The organism is Pantoea sp. B9002, from assembly GCF_013385945.1.
In the GTDB taxonomy this organism is placed as follows: domain Bacteria; phylum Pseudomonadota; class Gammaproteobacteria; order Enterobacterales; family Enterobacteriaceae; genus Pantoea.
Window position 1 is genome coordinate 21,129 of sequence record NZ_JACAPA010000003.1, and the last position, 17,195, is coordinate 38,323.

Consider the following 17,195-nt stretch of genomic DNA (forward strand, 5'->3'; position numbering starts at 1 on the left):
TCCTTGCAAAAGAGACAGGCGAGCCGCTGAGCGCTCGCCTGTGTGACCATTTAGCGAACGGGCGCAGCAACCGGTGCCAGCGTGCGGTGCTCGCTCTTCTGGCGCGACGGCGCTTTGTGCACCATGGTGTAGGCGTAATCCACGCCGATGCCGTAAGCGCCGGAGTGCTCTTTAACGATATCCATCACCGCGTTGTAGGTCTCTTTGTGCGCCCAGTCGCGCTGCCACTCCAGCATCACCTGTTGCCAGGTCACCGGGATCACGCCCGCCTGAATCATGCGCTGCATGGCATAGTCGTGAGCTTCTTTGCTGGTGCCGCCTGATGCATCAGCCACCATGTAGATCTCATAATCGCCTTCCAGCATGGCGCACAGCGCGAAGCTGTTGTTACACACTTCGGTCCACAGACCGGAAACCACCACTTTCTTTTTGCCGTTGGCGGCCAGCGCGTCACGCACTTTCTGGTCGTCCCACGAGTTCATTGAGCTACGTTCGAGAATGTCCTGGCCGGGGAACACATCCAGCAGTTCCGGGAAGGTGTTGCCTGAGAAGCTCTCGGTCTCCACCGTGGTCAGTACGGTGGGAATGTTGAAGACTTTGGCGGCTTTCGCCAGCGCTACCACGTTATTTTTCAATACCTGACGGTCGATAGACTGCACGCCAAACGCCATTTGCGGCTGCTGGTCAATGAAGATGATCTGGCAGTTGTGCGGCGTCAGTACTTCTAATTTACTGGTTGTCATTTTTTGTATGCCCATTGAGGTGAATGTCTGGGCGCAGTGTAAGAACCTTTGGGCACACGAACTATTATCTATAGGTATAACTATACGAAGGTATACCTATCCTTTTGTATAACTAGACGCTTTCCGCACCGCCTGAACATAATCCCACCAAGCATTTCACCTGCGAAATTGGCAGGACCTCTTATTCAGGAGATTTTATGGTTACGTTAGGCAAAGCAGACATCATTTTGACCAATGGGCGGTTTCATACCGTCGATCGCGGCAACCCGATTGCCGAGGCCGTGGCGATGCGCGATGGCAAATTTCTCGAAGTGGGTAGCCTGGCCGACGTGATGCAGCATCACTGCGAAGGCACCAAAGTGATTGACCTCAAAGGTCATACCGCCATTCCCGGCCTGAATGATTCCCACCTGCACCTGATCCGCGGCGGCCTGAATTACAATCTCGAATTGCGCTGGGAAGGCGTGCCCTCGATCGCCGATGCGTTGCGAATGCTGAGAGAACAGGCGCTGCGCACGCCGTCGCCCCAGTGGGTGCGCGTGGTGGGCGGCTGGACCGAGTTTCAGTTTGCCGAGCGTCGCATGCCGACGCTGGATGAGATCAATGAAGCCGCGCCGGATACGCCGGTGTTCATCCTGCATCTGTACGATCGCGCCCTGCTCAACCGCGCCGCGTTGAAAGTGGTGGGCTACACCAAAGACACGCCCAATCCACCGGGCGGCGAGATCCAGCGCGACAGCAATGGCAACCCGACCGGCATGCTGATTGCACGCCCGAACGCCATGATCCTTTACGCCACGCTGGCGAAAGGACCGAAACTGCCGCTGGAGCAGCAGGTCAATTCCACCCGCCAGTTTATGCGCGAGTTGAACCGCCTCGGCCTGACCAGCGCCATTGATGCGGGCGGCGGTTTCCAGAACTATCCCGAAGATTACGAAGTCATTGCCGAGCTGCATGAGAAAAAGCAGATGACGCTGCGTATCGCCTACAACCTGTTTACCCAACGTCCGGGCCACGAGCTGGAAGATTTCGAGAAGTGGACCGACATGCTGACGCCGGGCCAGGGCAGCGACTATTTCCGTCACAACGGTGCCGGTGAAATGCTGGTGTTCTCCGCCGCCGATTTCGAAGATTTCCTCGAACCGCGTCCCGATCTGGCGCCCGGCATGGAAGATGAGCTGGAGCGCGTGGTGCGTCATCTGGTGGAACATCGCTGGCCGTTCCGTCTGCACGCCACTTACGATGAATCGATCAGCCGCATGCTGGATGTGTTTGAAAAAGTGAACCGCGACATTCCGTTCAACGGCCTGCACTGGTTCTTCGATCATGCCGAAACCGTGACGCAGCGTAATCTTGACCGCATCAAAGAGCTGGGCGGCGGCATTGCCGTACAGCATCGCATGGCGTTCCAGGGCGAGTACTTTGCCGAGCGTTACGGCATTGAGGCCACTCGCCATACGCCGCCGGTGGCGCGCATGCTGGAGACCGGCGTGCCGGTGGGTTTGGGAACCGATGCGACGCGCGTGGCGAGTTATAACCCGTGGACCGCGCTTTACTGGCTGGTATCGGGACGCACCGTGGCCGGCATGCAGATGTACGACGTCAACGCGCGCCTTGACCGTGATACGGCGCTGATGTTGTGGACGCAGGGCAGCGCCTGGTTCTCCAGCGAGCAAGGTAAAAAAGGCCAGATTAAAATCGGTCAGTTGGCCGATATGGTGGTGCTGAGCAAAGACTACTTCAGCGTGCCTGAAGAGGAGATCAAAGGCATTGAGTCGGTGCTGACCGTGGTCGACGGGAACATCGTCTATGCAGCAGGTTCTTTCAGCTCGGAAGCGCCGCCCCTAATTCCGGTGCTGCCGGAGTGGTCGCCGGTGGTCAAGGTTCCCGGCCACTATCGCAGTGCGCCACCGACCGCCACCACGCGCGTAGGCATGATGCAGCAAGCGCATCACTGTAGCGGCCCGTGCGGCGTGCATACGCATTCCCACGAGATTGCGCGCGGCGCCAACCTGCCGGTTTCGGAAGAGAACGCCTTCTGGGGCGCGCTCGGCTGCAGCTGCTTCGCCTTCTAAACCATGAAACATTCACTCTCTCAGCCGCCTCGCATTGATGCGGGGCTGTTCTTCCTGCGCCTCACCGGCTGCCTGCTGTTGCTGCACGTGCACGGCTTGCCGAAGGTGTTCCATTTCAGTGAAGAACTGACGCGTATCGAGGATCCGTTTGGCATGGGTACCTACATCAGCCTGTTGGCGGCGATCGTCGCTGAAGTGGTCTGCCCGCTGTTTATCCTGCTCGGCGTGTTTACCCGCCTCGCCTGCCTGCCGATTATCGGCGTGCTGCTGGTGGCGATGGTGTTCGTCCATCCCAACTGGAGCATAGCGGAAGGACAATTTGGCTGGCTGCTGCTGATCATTTTCACCACGCTGGCGCTGACCGGCCCCGGTCGCTGGCGCGTGTTTGGCGCAGTTTCGGAGGTGGCACGTGGCGCAGGTTAATGACATTCATGACATCCCCGAGGCGGATCTGCAGCCCGTTCCGCAGACGGTTTCACCGTGGCAGCCGCTGCGCCAGCGCGTGTTCCGCATGCTGTGGATCGCTACCGTGGTTTCCAATGTCGGTTCATGGATGAACGACGTAGGCGTTAACTGGACCATGCTGACACTGAGCGCCGATCCGCTCTCGGTGGCGCTGGTGCAGGCCGCCAGCAGCTTGCCGATGTTTCTGTTTGCGCTGCCGTCTGGCGTGATGGCGGATATCGTTGATCGGCGTAAATATCTGCTGTTCTCGCAAATCTGGGTCTTTATTGCCGCCGCCAGTCTGACTCTGCTGTCGTGGGCGGATCTGGTGACGCCGATGGTGCTGCTGATCGCCGCCTTCCTGCTGAGTACCGGCGCGGCCATGAGTTCTCCGCCCTTCCAGGCCATCGTGCCCGATTTGGTCAGTAAGGAGGAGCTCGGCCCGGCGATTGCGCTCAACTCGCTCGGCATTAACATCAGTCGCGCAATCGGCCCGGCGCTCGGCGGCCTGATTCTGTCGTTTGCCGGTCCGTGGATGGTGTTTTTGCTGAATACGCTTTCGGTACTCGGCGTGTTTCTGGTGCTGTATGTCTGGCAAGCACAACCCAGCGTGCAGCGTTTGCCGCCGGAACACTTCTTCCCGGCGGTGCGCGCCGGCGTGCGCTATGTGCATGCCGCGCCGGTTCTGCGCAACGTGCTGGTGCGCACTGTCGCCTTCTTTGTCTTTGGTAGCGCCGGCTGGGCTTTGCTGCCGCTGGTGGCCCGACGCGAGCTGGGTCTCGGCCCCGGCGGTTACGGCATTATGCTGGGTTGCATCGGCGTGGGCGCGATTTGCGGGGCGCTGCTGTTGCCGCGTATGCGCAAACGCTTTAATCCCGATCAACTGATGGTGCTGGCAAGCCTGATGTTTGCCATCACTATGCTGGCGCTGGCGTTTATTCGTCACGTCTGGTTGCTGAATGCGTTCGAGTTCTTTACCGGCTTTGCGTGGATCGCCGTGCTTTCCACCCTCAACCTTGGCGCGCAGCGCAGCGCCGCCAAATGGGTGAAAGCCCGGGCGCTGGCGGTCTATCTGACGGTGTTTTTTGGCTCGATGACGTTAGGCAGCGCCATCTGGGGACAGCTGGCATCGAAATTCAGCATTCCACTGTCACTGACTGTCGCCACCGTCGGCATGCTGCTGGCGACCCTGACGGTGCTGCGCTGGCGGCTGGATCAGGATCCGGATCTCAACCTCGACCTCAGCACGGTCAGCGATCCTTTGCCCGAGCTGGAGATTCGTCACGATCGCGGGCCGGTGATGGTCAGCTATCATTATCAGATCAACCGCAACGATGCGCATGCCTTTGCGGTGTGCATGCAGGATATGCGGCGCGTCAGACGGCGTGGCGGCGCGCTGAACTGGTCTCTGTATGAAGACATGCTGCAACCCGGCATGTTTGTCGAGACCTTTGTGGTTGGCTCGTGGATGGAGCATCTGCGTCAGCGCGAGCGTTACACCATGAACGATCAAAAGATTCAGAACCGCGTGCTGGGATTCCATCAAGGCACTGCACTTCCGGAAGTTCGTTATCTCGTGGCGCCTGAATAAGGCGCTCTCATCACTCGACATCAATAAGGCTGAAACATGAGCACATTCAAGACTCAGGATGGTACGCAGATCTATTTCAAAGATTGGGGTACCGGCAAGCCGGTGCTGTTCAGCCACGGCTGGCCACTCGACGGGGATATGTGGGACAGCCAGCTGAATTTCCTGGCGGAGAAAGGCTATCGCGTTATCGCTTTTGACCGCCGCGGCTTTGGCCGTTCCGATCAACCGTGGGAAGGCTACAACTACGATACTTTTGCATCGGATATCAACGACCTGATCAGCCATCTGGATCTGCAAAACGTCACGCTGGTGGGCTTCTCGATGGGTGGCGGCGATGTGGCGCGCTACATCAACAATTACGGCACAGCCCGCGTGGATAGCTTAGTGCTGCTGGGCGCGGTGACACCGATTTTCGGCAAGGCCGATGATTATCCAGCGGGCGTTGATTTGTCGGTGTTTGAAGGCATTCGTCAGGGCTTACGTAAAGACCGCGCGCAGTTCATCAGTGATTTTGCCACACCGTTCTACGGCACCAACGCCGGTCAAACGGTTTCACAAGGCGCGCTGACGCAGACGTTGAATATTGCGCTGCTGGCGTCACTGAAAGGGACAATTGATTGTGTTACCGCCTTCTCGGAAACCGATTTCCGCCCTGATATGGCGAAAATCGACGTGCCGACGCTGGTGATTCACGGCAGCAACGACCAGGTCGTGCCGTTCGAAACCACCGGGAAAGTCGCCGCCGAAATGATCGCCGGTGCGCAGCTGAAAGTGTATGACAACGCGCCGCACGGCTTTGCAGTGACGCATACCGATCAGCTTAACGCCGATCTGCTGACGTTCCTGCAAGCGCTGTAACGGGAATAACATTGATCGGCCAGTTTGGCCTCATACTTGTCAGTTAAGAAAGAATTTGGCTTTAAGGCTGGATTAATCGTGCGGGCTCTGACACATCTGCTGCGTCACGGGCCGTCCTCGCGCCGCTAACGCGGTACCTTCGGCTTCCACGTTGTGCCGACGGACCGTTCGGGGATCGGCCGTCCTGGCCGGCCCCGAACTGCTTCACGCATCCATGCGTGAAGCTCCTGGCCCAACGTAAAAGCCTCAGCGCTGCGAATAGCCCTTTTGCCGCAGCAGACGCGCCAGCGCCTCTGGTAAATGTGCCCTTTTCAGCAGCATGCACTGAAGCGTCGAAGCGGACCAAAAGTGCCACCGGCCTGCACACTCGTCATTGGCTTGGCTGACAAGAGCATCAGGCCAGTTTGGCGGGCCTTTTATGGCGAAGAACTATTGCGTAATGCTCGTCAGTTAAGGCATGAAAACCCCTAATTACCGAGAGCACACATTGTAGCGGCGCAATTCATTGCGCGATAAATCGCGCCGCTACGGAAGGTGCGGTGATTTGATACGGCGCTTAACTGATCGGCATTAGAAGAACTATTGCGGCGTGGCGGCGGCGAATTTCTCTAATGCTGCCCCGTCAAGGCGATAACGAACCCACTCATTTAACGGCAGCGCATCAATACTGAGATAGAACTCTCTGGCCGACTGATCCCAATCTAACGCACTCCACTCAATACGATTGCACTGGTGATTGACCGCGTGCTGCGCGACATACTGCAGCAGCGCTTTGCCTGCGCCCAGACCACGAAAATTGGGCGAGAAGTACAAATCCTCCATATACATCCCGCGACGCCCCAGCCACGCCGAGTAGCTACGCGTAATCACCGCATACCCGGCGGTTGAGCCATCAATCTCGCACATCAGCGCTTCGCTATTACTGTCGGGATTAAACAGCATCGTCCTGATCTCTTCTGCAGTCGTCACTGACTGCTGGAATCCATGCTCATAAACCGACAACTCAGCAATCATGCCGTAGATGGCATCCGCGTCTTCAGGATTGGCTGGCCGAATAGTAATCTTCATGCATTATTGTCTTACTTAATCAGATTGATGCTGCCCAGCATAATGGGTATTGTTCGATGAAATAAGTGCAATAAAATCAATGATAGGTGAATTTCATGCATCATGTTCTGCGTCGACTGGACTTGAATCTCCTCCCCGTTTTCGACGCAGTATTCAGACATCGTTCGGTCAGGCTGGCGGCAATTGAACTCAGTTTGAGTACCTCCGCGTTAAGCCACGCGCTGTCCCGATTACGTGAGTTTTTTAAAGATCCGCTGTTCTACCGCGAAGGCCACAAAATGTGTCCCAGCGTCTATGCCTGCCAGCTGGCGCCCTATATTGCCGAAACGCTAACCGGGTTAAATCGGCATCTCAGCCCGGTGCAGCCTTTTGATCCCCTGACCAGTGATGACTGTTTTAGAATTGCGGTAACGGATTACACCGCTTTTTGTGTCTTTCCAGGGCTGATGCATGCGCTGACTCATACGGCACCCAACCTGAGTTTTGAACTCTGCCATTTGCCGCATAATCCGGCGCTGATTGAATTACTGGCGGGTGAAATCGATATGGCGCTGAGTTTTAGCGAGCCGGACGGCATGCATCATCCCGACCTGGAAGAGACCGATTTATTCAGTGATGAATTTATGGTGATTGCCAATGCGCAACGCAGCAGTCTGAATCTTGACGACTATCTTGCCGCCGGGCATCTGGTTGTTACGCCGTGGAATGAAAAGCAGGGATTGCTGGATTCCCATCTTGAGCGCATGGGTCTTAAACGCCGCATCGCCATCAGAACGCCGTCAATGCTGAGTGCGCCCTTTATTATCGCGGAAAGTGAATTGCTGATGGCGATCCCGTCCTTCGTCGCCAGTAAAATTAAACAGGCCACCGATGTGACCTCATTCAGACTGCCGTTTCCCGCGCCAAGGTTCACCGTGAAAATATATTCACACAAACGCAGCGGTAAGCGGGAACCCACGGAATGGATTAAATCGATGATGGCTAAAACTATTACGCAGCAAGCGTACCGTTTCGAGGATTAAGGGACGATTTTTACTGGTCTAAAAATCGTCCGTGATAATCGGATTTGATTGGGTAATGATTGTCGTAGCGACCAAAAAGCCGATAGCGATTTAGCGCAATGCGGTCGTAACAATAATTGCTGATAACGTCAGGCATAAACCTCACGACAGACAAAACGCGCCACGGCCACGGCATACATTGCATGATGCGGAAAATTGCCTGCGCACGGAGCCAATGATTTTGCCCATCAATCAAAACGATGGTGCGAATATCTTCATCTGGCAGACCGACAAAACCTAATAGTGCTTTCCCCTGCTCACTCTGAACCGCCGCAAAACGTACATGGCGCGGAATGCGGTGAAGCAGGAGAAACATCACCCACGCGTTGCACAGTTTGCATACGCCGTCGTATAAAACGACCTGTTCTCCGGGATTTATCCCGGCTGGGTTTGTCATCATCGGCTCCTCAACCCTATAGATTGTCGCGGCAGATAAGCCGCGTTACGCCGCCTGCCACTCTGCCACCAGCGTGTTAATTAATTCTGCCGCCGGCATTTCCCGCGCCAGCATGGCGCCCTGCCCGGCCCATTGCGCGCCAAAGCCATGCGCGCCTTTGGCGGCGGCTGCGGTGGCGAGCGCTTTGCCCAGCGCGTAGGTGAGTGGATAAGGTGGAATGGAGTCCTGCGCAAACTCGCGCGCCAGACGGCAAAAATCGTTGGTGAGACATCTTGCCGGTCGGCCAGAAATGGCGGCAATCATCTCGGTGCTGTTGGCCTGCGCGCTTTTCAGCGCCTGACGATACGCCGCGTTAGCGGCGGATTCCGGGCACAGGATAAACGCCGTACCCAGCTGTACACCCGCCGCGCCCAGTTTGAGCATGGCAGCCATGCCCGCGCCATCCATCACGCCGCCGGCGGCAATCACCGGCAGCCGCGACGTCCGGCGAATCGCCTGCACCAGCGTAAAGGTGCTGAGCTGCTGATCGTCATTTTCTGGATGGAATATCCCGCGATGCCCGCCCGCCTCGATGCCCTGCGCCACAATAAAATCGATGTCGGCGGCTTCAATTGCCTGGGCTTCGCGAATACTGGTGGCGCTGGCCAGCGTGATAATGCCGCGACTTTTCAAGCGCTGCACAACAGCGGCGGATGGCAACCCAAAGTGGAAACTCACGGCGGCGGGCGCGGTGTCCAGCAGCACATCCAGCATCGCGTGGTTATCCACGAACGTTTGATAAATCTCTGACAGCGCATCGGGCGGTGTCGCTTCATAGCGAGCAAACACCGGCTGAAAGCGGGCGATCCACGCCTGTTCATGCTGTGGATTGCGCTGCACCGGCGCGTGGCAGAAGACGTTGACGTTGATGGGCGCGGCTGTCAGGGCGAGCGTTTTGCGGATCATCATATCCGCCTGCTGCGGCGTTGAAGCGCCCACGCTGATCGATCCCAGCGCGCCGCTGTTGCTCACCGCCGCCGCCATTTCCGGCGTCGAGACGCCTGCCATCGGCGCCTGAATAATCGGATAGCGAAGGTTAAGGGTCTGACACAGGATGTTGTTCATATTATTGGCCTGTTGGTAAGAGGTAGCCGATAACATGCCGCGATTTTTCAGCTCGGTAAAGGCTGGCATCTACACTTAATGTGTCTGTACCTACAACAGGAGAATCCCGATGCATAAAATCGACTTTCCGGTGAGCAAAGCGCGGAAATATCTGGAGCCGGGTCCGGTGGTGCTGCTGAGTTCTCAGTTTGAGGATCATCGCGACATCATGACGCTCGGCTGGCACACCATTCTGGAGTTCTCGCCGTCGCTGGTTGGCTGCATGATTGCCGGCGGCAATTACAGTCATGAATTGATTCGCCAGAGCGGCCAGTGCGTGATTAACGTGCCGTCGGCCAATCTGGTGGACAGCGTGGTGGCGATCGGTAACAGCCACGGAGATCGTCTCGATAAGTTTGATGCCTTCAACCTGACGCCCGAACCGGCCAGCGTGGTCAACGCGCCGTTAATCGACGAGTGCTTTGCCAGCTTCGAGTGCCAGCTGTATGACGATTCGATGGTGGATAACTACAACTTCTTTATCTTTGAGATCGTCAAAGCGCAGGTGGCCGAAACGCCGGAGTTTCCGCCGACGCTGCACTACACGGGTGAAGGACGCTTCAGCGTGATGAGCAATTTGCGGCTCGACAAGCGCGGCGACTTTAAGCCAGAAATGTTAATTTAACTGCTTGAATTGATATAGGCTTGCCCCCACTTTTAACCTTTCGCCCTGACAGGAGTAGATATAATGGCAACCGAATATGCGGTGATCGCGGGTGGCTGTTTCTGGTGTACTGAAGCAGTGTTTAAAGATGTGATTGGCGTTGAGTCAGTCGAGAGTGGTTATACCGGCGGCGCACGTCCGAATCCAACCTACGAGCAGGTGTGCAGTGGCGCGACCGGCCATGCCGAAGCGATTCGCATTGGTTTCGATCCGCAGCAGGTGAAGTACGGCGATCTGCTGGATATCAGCTTTGCCACTCACGATCCTACTACGCTGAACCGCCAGGGCAACGATGTGGGCACCCAGTATCGTTCGGCGATTTTCCCGGCGAATGCTGAGCAGGAAGCCGAAGCCATTGCCGCGATTGCTCGTGCGCAGGAAGGCCTGAGCGATCCGGTGGTGACCACCATCGAGCCGCTGAAAGAGTGGTATGCGGCGGAAGGTTATCATCAGGATTATTGGGAAGGCGCCGGTCAGCGCAACGGCTACTGCATGGCGGTGATCCCACCGAAACTGCAGAAGCTGCGTAAGAGCTTTGCGAATCGCGTTAAATCGAGTTAATTCACTACCGCCAATGTTGAGGTCGCCATGAATGGCGACCCTACATGGATTGGCGCGTTTTTCGTAGGGTGCGCATTCATGCGCACCTGCTTACATATGCAAACCAATGCTTAACTGAGCGGCATTACGCCATGAATGGCGACCCTACGCGGTACGCGACCTTCTGCTGTTTATCCGTCATAATAGTCGCCCTCTTCTCCTCCGAGAGCGATCATGTCTTCTTCACAGCAAGGAATCGCGGCGCGCAAGCAGCCGATGAAGCTTAATACGCTGGTCACCCTGATGCTCAGCGCAGTGATTGTGCTGGTGCTGCTCAGCGTGCACATGTTCTATTTCTTCCAGATTGGCGCAGCGACGCGCGCGCAGCTGGAGGATAAAGCCATGGCGGTGGCGCGCACGCTGGCCGACTCGCCGGAAATCCAGCGCGCATTGGCGTTCCCACCGGATGGCACGCGTATCCAGCCGATCGCCAAAGCGGTGGAAGAGACCAATAATCTGCTGTTCATTACCGTCACTAACATGGACGGCATCCGCTATTCGCATCGCAACCCTGAACTGATTGGCAAACACTTTATCGGTGACGATCTGGAGCCGGCGCTGCGCGGCCGTGAAAACGTCTCGGTGAATAAAGGTTCGCTGGCGAAAGCGCTGCGTGTGTTTACGCCGGTGTACAACAACCAGCATCAGCAGATTGGCGTGGTGGCGATTGGCATCTCGCTGGATGCCGTTTCGGTGCAGATCAACGAAAGCCGCTGGAGCATCCTGTGGACCATCTTTATTGGCACGCTGGCGGGCGCCATTGGCACATTGGTACTGGTGCGCGTGCTGAAACGCATCTTGTTTGGCCTCGAACCCTACGAAATTTCTACTCTGTTTGAACAGCGCCAGGCGATTCTCAACTCGCTAAAAGAGGGCGTGGTGGCGATGGACGATCAGGCGCAGGTGACGCTGGTGAATCAGGCAGCGCGTTCGCTGCTGAACGATTCGATGGGCACCATCAGCGGCGACCGCATCTATGATGCGTCGGTGATCAACGATCATCTGCGGGATGTGCTGCACAGCGGGCGGGCGCGGCGTGACGAAGAGTTAAATGTGAATGGCCGCGTGCTGTTAAGCAATACCGTGCCGGTGCGCACGCAGGGACGGATTATCGGCGCGGTCTGCACCTTCAGGGACAAGACGGAAATCAGTCAACTGATGCAGCGTCTGACGGGCATGGTAAACTACGTCGATGCGCTGCGTGAGCGCTCGCACGAGTTTATGAACAAGCTGCATGTGATCCTCGGCCTGCTGCACATGAAAAACTACACGCAGGTGGAAAGCTACATTCTCAAAACCGCCAATAATTACCAGACGGAGATCGGTTTCCTGCTCGATAAGATTAAGTCGCCGGTGATTGCCGGTTTCTTGCTGAGCAAAATCAATCGCGCGTCGGATTGCGGCCATCGCCTGACCATCAGCGATGCCAGCTTCCTGCCCGACAGCGGCAATGAACAGCAGATGGCGGCGCTGATTACGGTGATCGGCAATCTGATTGAGAACGCGCTGGATGCGATGAGCGAGCAGGTTGAAGGCGAGATTCACGTGATGCTGCACTACCAAAACGGTTGGCTGACCTGCGAAGTGAGCGATGATGGTCCGGGCATTGAAGCGGATCATCTCAGTACTATTTTCGAAAAAGGCTTCTCCACCAAAGGTGAAAACCGCGGTGTCGGGCTGTTTCTGCTGCAGCAGCAAACCGAAAATGTCGGTGGCAGCGTGAGTGTTGAGTCAGAACCCGGCGTGTTTACCCAATTTTTAGTCCAACTTCCCTGGGATGGAGGAAACCAATCCGCATGATCAATGTGTTAGTGGTCGATGATGACGCCATGGTCGCCGAGCTTAATCGCGCGTATATCGGCCAAATTCAGGGCTTTCACTGTTGTGGCACCGCCTCAACCTTGAAGCAGGCGAAAGAGATCCTGTTCAACAGCGATACCGCGGTCGATCTGGTGCTGCTGGATATCTATATGCAGCAGGAGAATGGCCTCGATCTGTTGCCGGAGCTGCGCACGGCGCAGAGCGCGGTGGAGGTGATCATCATTTCGTCGGCGGCCGATGCGGAGAATATCAAAACCTCGCTGCACTACGGCGTGGTGGATTACCTGATCAAACCGTTCCAGTTCCCGCGTTTTGAAGAGGCGCTGACCGGCTGGCGGCAGAAGAAATCGCTGATGGACAATCAGCATTACTATCAGCAAGCGGACGTGGATCTGCTGATTCACGGCAGCCCGGCGACGCAGCACGACAACAAGCGCCTGCCAAAAGGCTTAACGCCGCAAACGCTGCGCACGCTGTGTCAGTGGATTGATGCGCATCCGGGGCACGAATTCTCAACTGATGAACTGGCGGCTGAAGTCAATATTTCACGCGTGTCGTGTCGTAAATATCTGATTTGGCTGGCGCAGATTAATATTCTGTTCACCAGCATTCACTATGGCGCGACCGGCCGACCGGTGTACCGCTATCGCCTGCAGCCGGAATACCATTCGCTGCTGCAGCAATATTGTCAGTAACGCAGCTGCCAGTCGAAATCGAGCTGCTGGAAGTGAAAGTGATGCGGCGAGGAGCAGATGATCTGCCGATCGCGCGTGACAAAAACCGCGTCGATGTCGGGCTGGTCAGCGAGATAAGCCAGCCCTTGCTCCACGCCCATGCCGTAGAGCAGCGTGGTGTAGATATCGCCATCAATTGAGCGATCGGAAATCACCGTTACGCTCAGCAGTTCGTTATCAAGGGGATAGCCGGTTTGCGGATCAAAAATATGATGCCAGCAGCGGCCATCCAGTTCGAAGTAGCGCTCATAAATCCCCGACGTCACCACCGATTTGCCCTGCACCTGCAGCACGCCTAGCAGCTCGTCATCACGACCAAACGGCTTTTTAAGGCCAATGCCCCAACCTTGCGGCTCGTGCGGCGGCGAACCCAGCGTTTGCACATTGCCACCCAGATTGATCAGCGCCTGCTGCACGCCCTGCTGGCGTAAAAACGCCTGCACGCGATCGGCGATGTAGCCTTTGGCGATGGCTCCGAGATCGATTTCCATGCCTGGCTGCTGCAAAAATACTGAGCGATCGGCGGGATTGAGCACGACCTGATGCGGATCGGTCAGTTTCAGCAGTGATGCGATTTCCAGCGCAGGCGGCACCGCACGGCCGTGAAAGCCGATTTTCCAGCGCTTGACCACCGGGCCGATGGTGAAATTGAAGGCGCTGTCCGGCAGCACACTCACGGCGTGTGCCACGCTAATTAAGGCAAATACCGCTTCGCTGACGATAACCGGATGGCGGCCTGCGGCGTGGTTGATCGACATCACTTCGGATTCAGCGCGGTTAACGGTGAACAGGTTTTCCTGCTGTTTAATCAGTTGAAATACGTGGCGGGCTAACGTGGGATTGTCATCAAACAATTTGAGTAGAATGGGCGAACCCATCAGAACGGCAGAATAGGCATAGACGCCAGCGTCGGTGTTCATTGATGCCTCTTCTCAGAGAGAAAAAGATGCCTGCACGTGACGTTAAGCACCATTCGGTCACCATAAATGGCGACCCTACAAAACCGGTAGGGTGCGCATTAATGCGCACCGAATGGCATGAGCAACGTAGCAGGTAGCGAGAGAGATTACTTTCCTAACGCCAGTTTAGCCGCGTTATGACCGGCTTTGATACCGAAGATGATGATATCGGCCACCGCGTTGCCGCCGATGCGGTTGGCGCCGTGGATGCCGCCGACCACTTCACCGGCCGCCCATGCGCCTGGAATCACCTCTTTCTGCGCATCCAGCACCGCGGTATCGGTGTTGATGGTCACGCCGCCCATGGTGTGGTGCACGCCCGGTGCGATACGAATCGCAAAGTACGGACCTTTATTCAGCGGGTGACGCAGCGCAGTTTTACGACCGAAGTCTTCGTCATCCTGCTTCGCCACGAACTCGTTGTAACGACCGAGCGTGGTTTGCAGCGCTTCCTGATCCATGTTGAGTTTCACCGCCAGCTCGTGTGGCGTTGGCGCGCTGATGACAAAGCCTTTGGCGATGTATTCGTCAGCCGCTTTGTTGTTGGCGCGTACCTGCTCATCAAACACAATCCACGCACTCTTCTCTGGCAGCGCGATGATCTCAGCGGAAACTTTGTCGCGGGTTTCCATTTCGTTGTAGAAACGCTTGCCCGCCTGGCTCACCAGAATCGCCCCACCGCCGCGCATCGCTTCGGAAATCAGGTACGACGTGGTTTGCTCAACCGTTGGGTGAATCTGGATTTCGCCCATATCCACGGTATCCGCACCGATATGTTGCAGCATGGCGATGCCGCTGCCGGTGGCGCCTTTGTGGTTGGTGGTGACAAAACCGTCCAGTTCAGGGCGATATTTCACCACCATTTCGCGGTTAGCACTGAAGCCGCCGGTCGCCACAATCACGCTTTTGGCGTTGATAATGCGGCTGTCGTTATACTCATCCACCACTTTCACGCCGGTGACCGCGCCGTTTTCCACCAGAATTTCGGCCACCGAGGTTTCCAGCAGCACTTCGATATTGCGCTGGTTAACGTTTTTCACCAGGCCGCTGATCAGGAAGCCGCCGACCGCAGAACGGTCTTCCGGACGGTGCGTACGATCGATGCTCATGCCGCCGGTGATGGTGATGTCGCACAGCTCGATCTCTTTCGCGGCCAGCCACTCAATCGCTTCCGGTGCCTGCTCAACAAACTCGCGCAGCAGCACTGGATTGTTTTTGAACTTGCCGCCTTTCAGCGTCTCTTCGTAGAACAGCTCTTTGCTGTCTTCGATGCCTTTCAGCTTCTGATAACGGGTTTCCGCCGCGTTCATGCCGACCGAGGCTTTGATGGTGTTACCGCCGATGGTTGGCATCTTCTCGATGATCACCACGCGTGCGCCATCGTCATGCGCCTGAATCGCCGCCGCCAGACCAGCACCGCCGGTGCCCACCACCACCACATCGTAATTCACCGGTGCGTTCGGATTACCGCCCTCTTCAATCACATACTCTTTGCTTGAAGTGGTCATGGCGCGTGATACCGCTTTTTTCAGCGCTTCACTCTGCGTGGTGGCGCCGGTGATGGCGTCAACGTGCGGGCTGTTCGCTACCAGAATGCGTTCACGCAGGCTTTCGAAGGTGCTGGTGAAGTCGACGTCGAGGCTTGGATCCGGCACCAGCGAGATGTCGGTGATACGGTCGGTATCGAGCGTAACGTTGATTTTCAGCTTCAGCGCTTCGGCTTCGACTTTGGCCTGATAAACGCCCGCTTTGTATTTACGGCCGGTATCGCTGACGTCGCGGATCATCGCATCCACCAGCGAGAAGCGCCACAGCGGTTCTGGAATGGTCAGCTCTTCGCGCTTGGTGCTGTCGATATACAGCTCCATGTGCTGATTCTTGATGACGCGATCGGTCCAGTCCGGATAGGCGATGCAGGCTTTACCCACCGCCACTAAATCAAAACCGTGCTCCAGCGCGTTCTCGGCATCTTCTTTATTGACGATGCCGCCGACGCCAATCACCGGCACTTTCGCCAGGTTAGGTGAGCGCTGTGCCAGATATTTGGTGATCAGCGGCGTTGGATCCTGAGTGTCAACAATCGACGGACGCAGCAGTTGACCCACCGAGAAGTGCACGTAGTCAAGACCGCGCTCCGCCAGTTTCTCCAGCAGATAAAGCGTGTCGTCCCAGCGGATGCCCGGCACTTCCAGCTCTTCCGGAGAGAAGCGATAGCCGATGATGAAGTCTGCCGCGGCGAAGCGGTCAGCCATTTTGTGGGTGATTTCCAGCACTTCCAATGGGAAGCGCGCGCGATTGTCGCGGCTGCCGCCCCATTTGTCGTCGCGCTGGTTAGAGTTTGGCGAGTAGAACTGCTGGATCAGATAGGTGTTGGCGCCGTGGATCTCCACGCCGTCGAAGCCGGCTTTAATCGCACGGTTCACCGCATCACCAAACTTGGTGATCATCACATCCACTTCTTCTGCAGTCAGCGCCTGAGGTTTAGTGGCGCCGTCACGCGGTGCGGCGATGGCGCTCGGTGCGACCGGGGTTTTACCGCCGATCAGCGCCGGTTCCACCATGCGGCCGCCGTGATAAATCTGCAGAACCGCTTTGGAGCCTTGCGACTTGATGGCGTGAGCGATTTTCGCCAGACCGGGGATTTTGTTGTCGCTGTCGATACCGAGCGCGCCTGGAAACGCAGGGCCACGGTTATCAATAAAGCAGCACTCTACAATGACGGTACCGATGCTGCCGGCACGCACGCGATAATATTCGACAAGGTCACTGGTAACACCGCCATCGTAATAACCGGTACAGGTGGTCATCGGTGCCATAACCAATCGGTTTTTAAGCACCGCACCTTTCGGTAGCGTAAGCGGATTAAGAATCGGGGTGAGCGTATTCATGATGAGCAACTCCAGAATTAAGAAACTTTGTATTCAATTCTTTGGCGGTTCGGAGAAATTTATAATTATTTGAGTGGTCCGATTTCATGGCGTAAATATACCATTTTATTTACTTACATAACCTTATTCGTTAGTTATATAAGTTTTAC

Annotated in this window: 15 protein-coding genes; 9 read left to right on the forward strand and 6 right to left on the reverse strand. The window is 56.4% G+C overall.

Annotation, left to right across the window (positions count from 1 at the left end):
• Positions 1–50 precede the first annotated feature (50 nt).
• Entirely contained in the window at positions 51–743 is a 693-nt protein-coding gene (locus tag HX773_RS02130; protein WP_176970240.1) for a hydrolase, read from the reverse strand.
• Between the two features lie 197 nt (positions 744–940).
• Here HX773_RS02130 and HX773_RS02135 point away from each other — a divergent pair, with 197 nt between their 5' ends.
• From HX773_RS02135 to HX773_RS02150, 4 genes are read left to right on the forward strand one after another with little or no spacing between them, the layout of a single operon-like run.
• Positions 941–2,818 (forward strand): amidohydrolase, encoded by a 1,878-nt coding sequence (locus HX773_RS02135; protein WP_176970241.1) that lies wholly within the window; start codon positions 941–943, stop codon positions 2,816–2,818.
• 3 nt (positions 2,819–2,821) lie between these two features.
• Positions 2,822–3,241, forward strand: coding sequence for a DoxX family protein (locus HX773_RS02140; protein ID WP_176970242.1), 420 nt, complete (start codon positions 2,822–2,824; stop codon positions 3,239–3,241).
• Complete coding sequence (locus HX773_RS02145) at positions 3,228–4,853, forward strand: MFS transporter (RefSeq protein ID WP_176970243.1); 1,626 nt, start codon at positions 3,228–3,230, stop codon at positions 4,851–4,853. Before HX773_RS02140 ends, HX773_RS02145 begins: the two co-directional genes overlap by 14 nt.
• 36 nt (positions 4,854–4,889) lie before the next feature.
• Positions 4,890–5,711, forward strand: coding sequence for an alpha/beta fold hydrolase (locus HX773_RS02150; RefSeq protein ID WP_176970244.1), 822 nt, complete (start codon positions 4,890–4,892; stop codon positions 5,709–5,711).
• A 579-nt stretch (positions 5,712–6,290) separates the two neighbouring features.
• Here the strand turns inward: HX773_RS02150 and HX773_RS02155 are convergent.
• Positions 6,291–6,779: a GNAT family N-acetyltransferase gene (locus HX773_RS02155; protein ID WP_176970245.1), complete on the reverse strand. Its 489-nt coding sequence runs from the start codon at positions 6,777–6,779 to the stop codon at positions 6,291–6,293.
• Between the two features lie 95 nt (positions 6,780–6,874).
• Here HX773_RS02155 and HX773_RS02160 point away from each other — a divergent pair, with 95 nt between their 5' ends.
• A complete protein-coding gene (locus tag HX773_RS02160) occupies positions 6,875–7,801 on the forward strand; it encodes a LysR family transcriptional regulator (protein ID WP_176970337.1) in 927 nt (308 codons plus the stop codon).
• Between the two features lie 10 nt (positions 7,802–7,811).
• Here HX773_RS02160 and HX773_RS02165 read toward each other — a convergent pair whose 3' ends face one another.
• Together HX773_RS02165 and HX773_RS02170 are read right to left on the reverse strand one after the other, a co-directional pair.
• A complete protein-coding gene (locus tag HX773_RS02165) occupies positions 7,812–8,237 on the reverse strand; it encodes a DUF393 domain-containing protein (protein ID WP_176970246.1) in 426 nt (141 codons plus the stop codon).
• A 45-nt stretch (positions 8,238–8,282) separates the two neighbouring features.
• A complete protein-coding gene (locus tag HX773_RS02170) occupies positions 8,283–9,341 on the reverse strand; it encodes a nitronate monooxygenase family protein (RefSeq protein WP_176970338.1) in 1,059 nt (352 codons plus the stop codon).
• A gap of 109 nt (positions 9,342–9,450) precedes the next feature.
• Here HX773_RS02170 and HX773_RS02175 point away from each other — a divergent pair, with 109 nt between their 5' ends.
• The 4 genes from HX773_RS02175 to dcuR all read left to right on the forward strand — a co-directional run bounded on the left by HX773_RS02175 (position 9,451) and on the right by dcuR (position 13,160).
• A complete protein-coding gene (locus tag HX773_RS02175) occupies positions 9,451–10,005 on the forward strand; it encodes a flavin reductase family protein (RefSeq protein ID WP_176970247.1) in 555 nt (184 codons plus the stop codon).
• 63 nt (positions 10,006–10,068) lie between these two features.
• Positions 10,069–10,605 carry a peptide-methionine (S)-S-oxide reductase MsrA gene (gene msrA, locus HX773_RS02180; protein ID WP_061716771.1) on the forward strand — a complete coding sequence of 179 codons (537 nt, stop codon included), beginning with the start codon at positions 10,069–10,071 and terminating at the stop codon, positions 10,603–10,605.
• Between the two features lie 213 nt (positions 10,606–10,818).
• Positions 10,819–12,444, forward strand: a complete 1,626-nt coding sequence (locus HX773_RS02185; RefSeq protein WP_176970248.1) for a sensor histidine kinase — start codon at positions 10,819–10,821, stop codon at positions 12,442–12,444.
• A complete protein-coding gene (gene dcuR, locus HX773_RS02190) occupies positions 12,441–13,160 on the forward strand; it encodes a two-component system response regulator DcuR (protein ID WP_008102769.1) in 720 nt (239 codons plus the stop codon). The genes HX773_RS02185 and dcuR overlap by 4 nt, the downstream gene beginning before the upstream one ends.
• Here dcuR and HX773_RS02195 read toward each other — a convergent pair.
• A complete protein-coding gene (locus tag HX773_RS02195) occupies positions 13,154–14,119 on the reverse strand; it encodes an FAD:protein FMN transferase (protein WP_176970249.1) in 966 nt (321 codons plus the stop codon). The two genes, dcuR and HX773_RS02195, sit on opposite strands and share 7 nt — an antisense overlap.
• Before the next feature lie 146 nt (positions 14,120–14,265).
• Positions 14,266–17,046: a flavocytochrome c gene (locus HX773_RS02200; protein WP_176970250.1), complete on the reverse strand. Its 2,781-nt coding sequence runs from the start codon at positions 17,044–17,046 to the stop codon at positions 14,266–14,268.
• Positions 17,047–17,195: the final 149 nt, after the last annotated feature.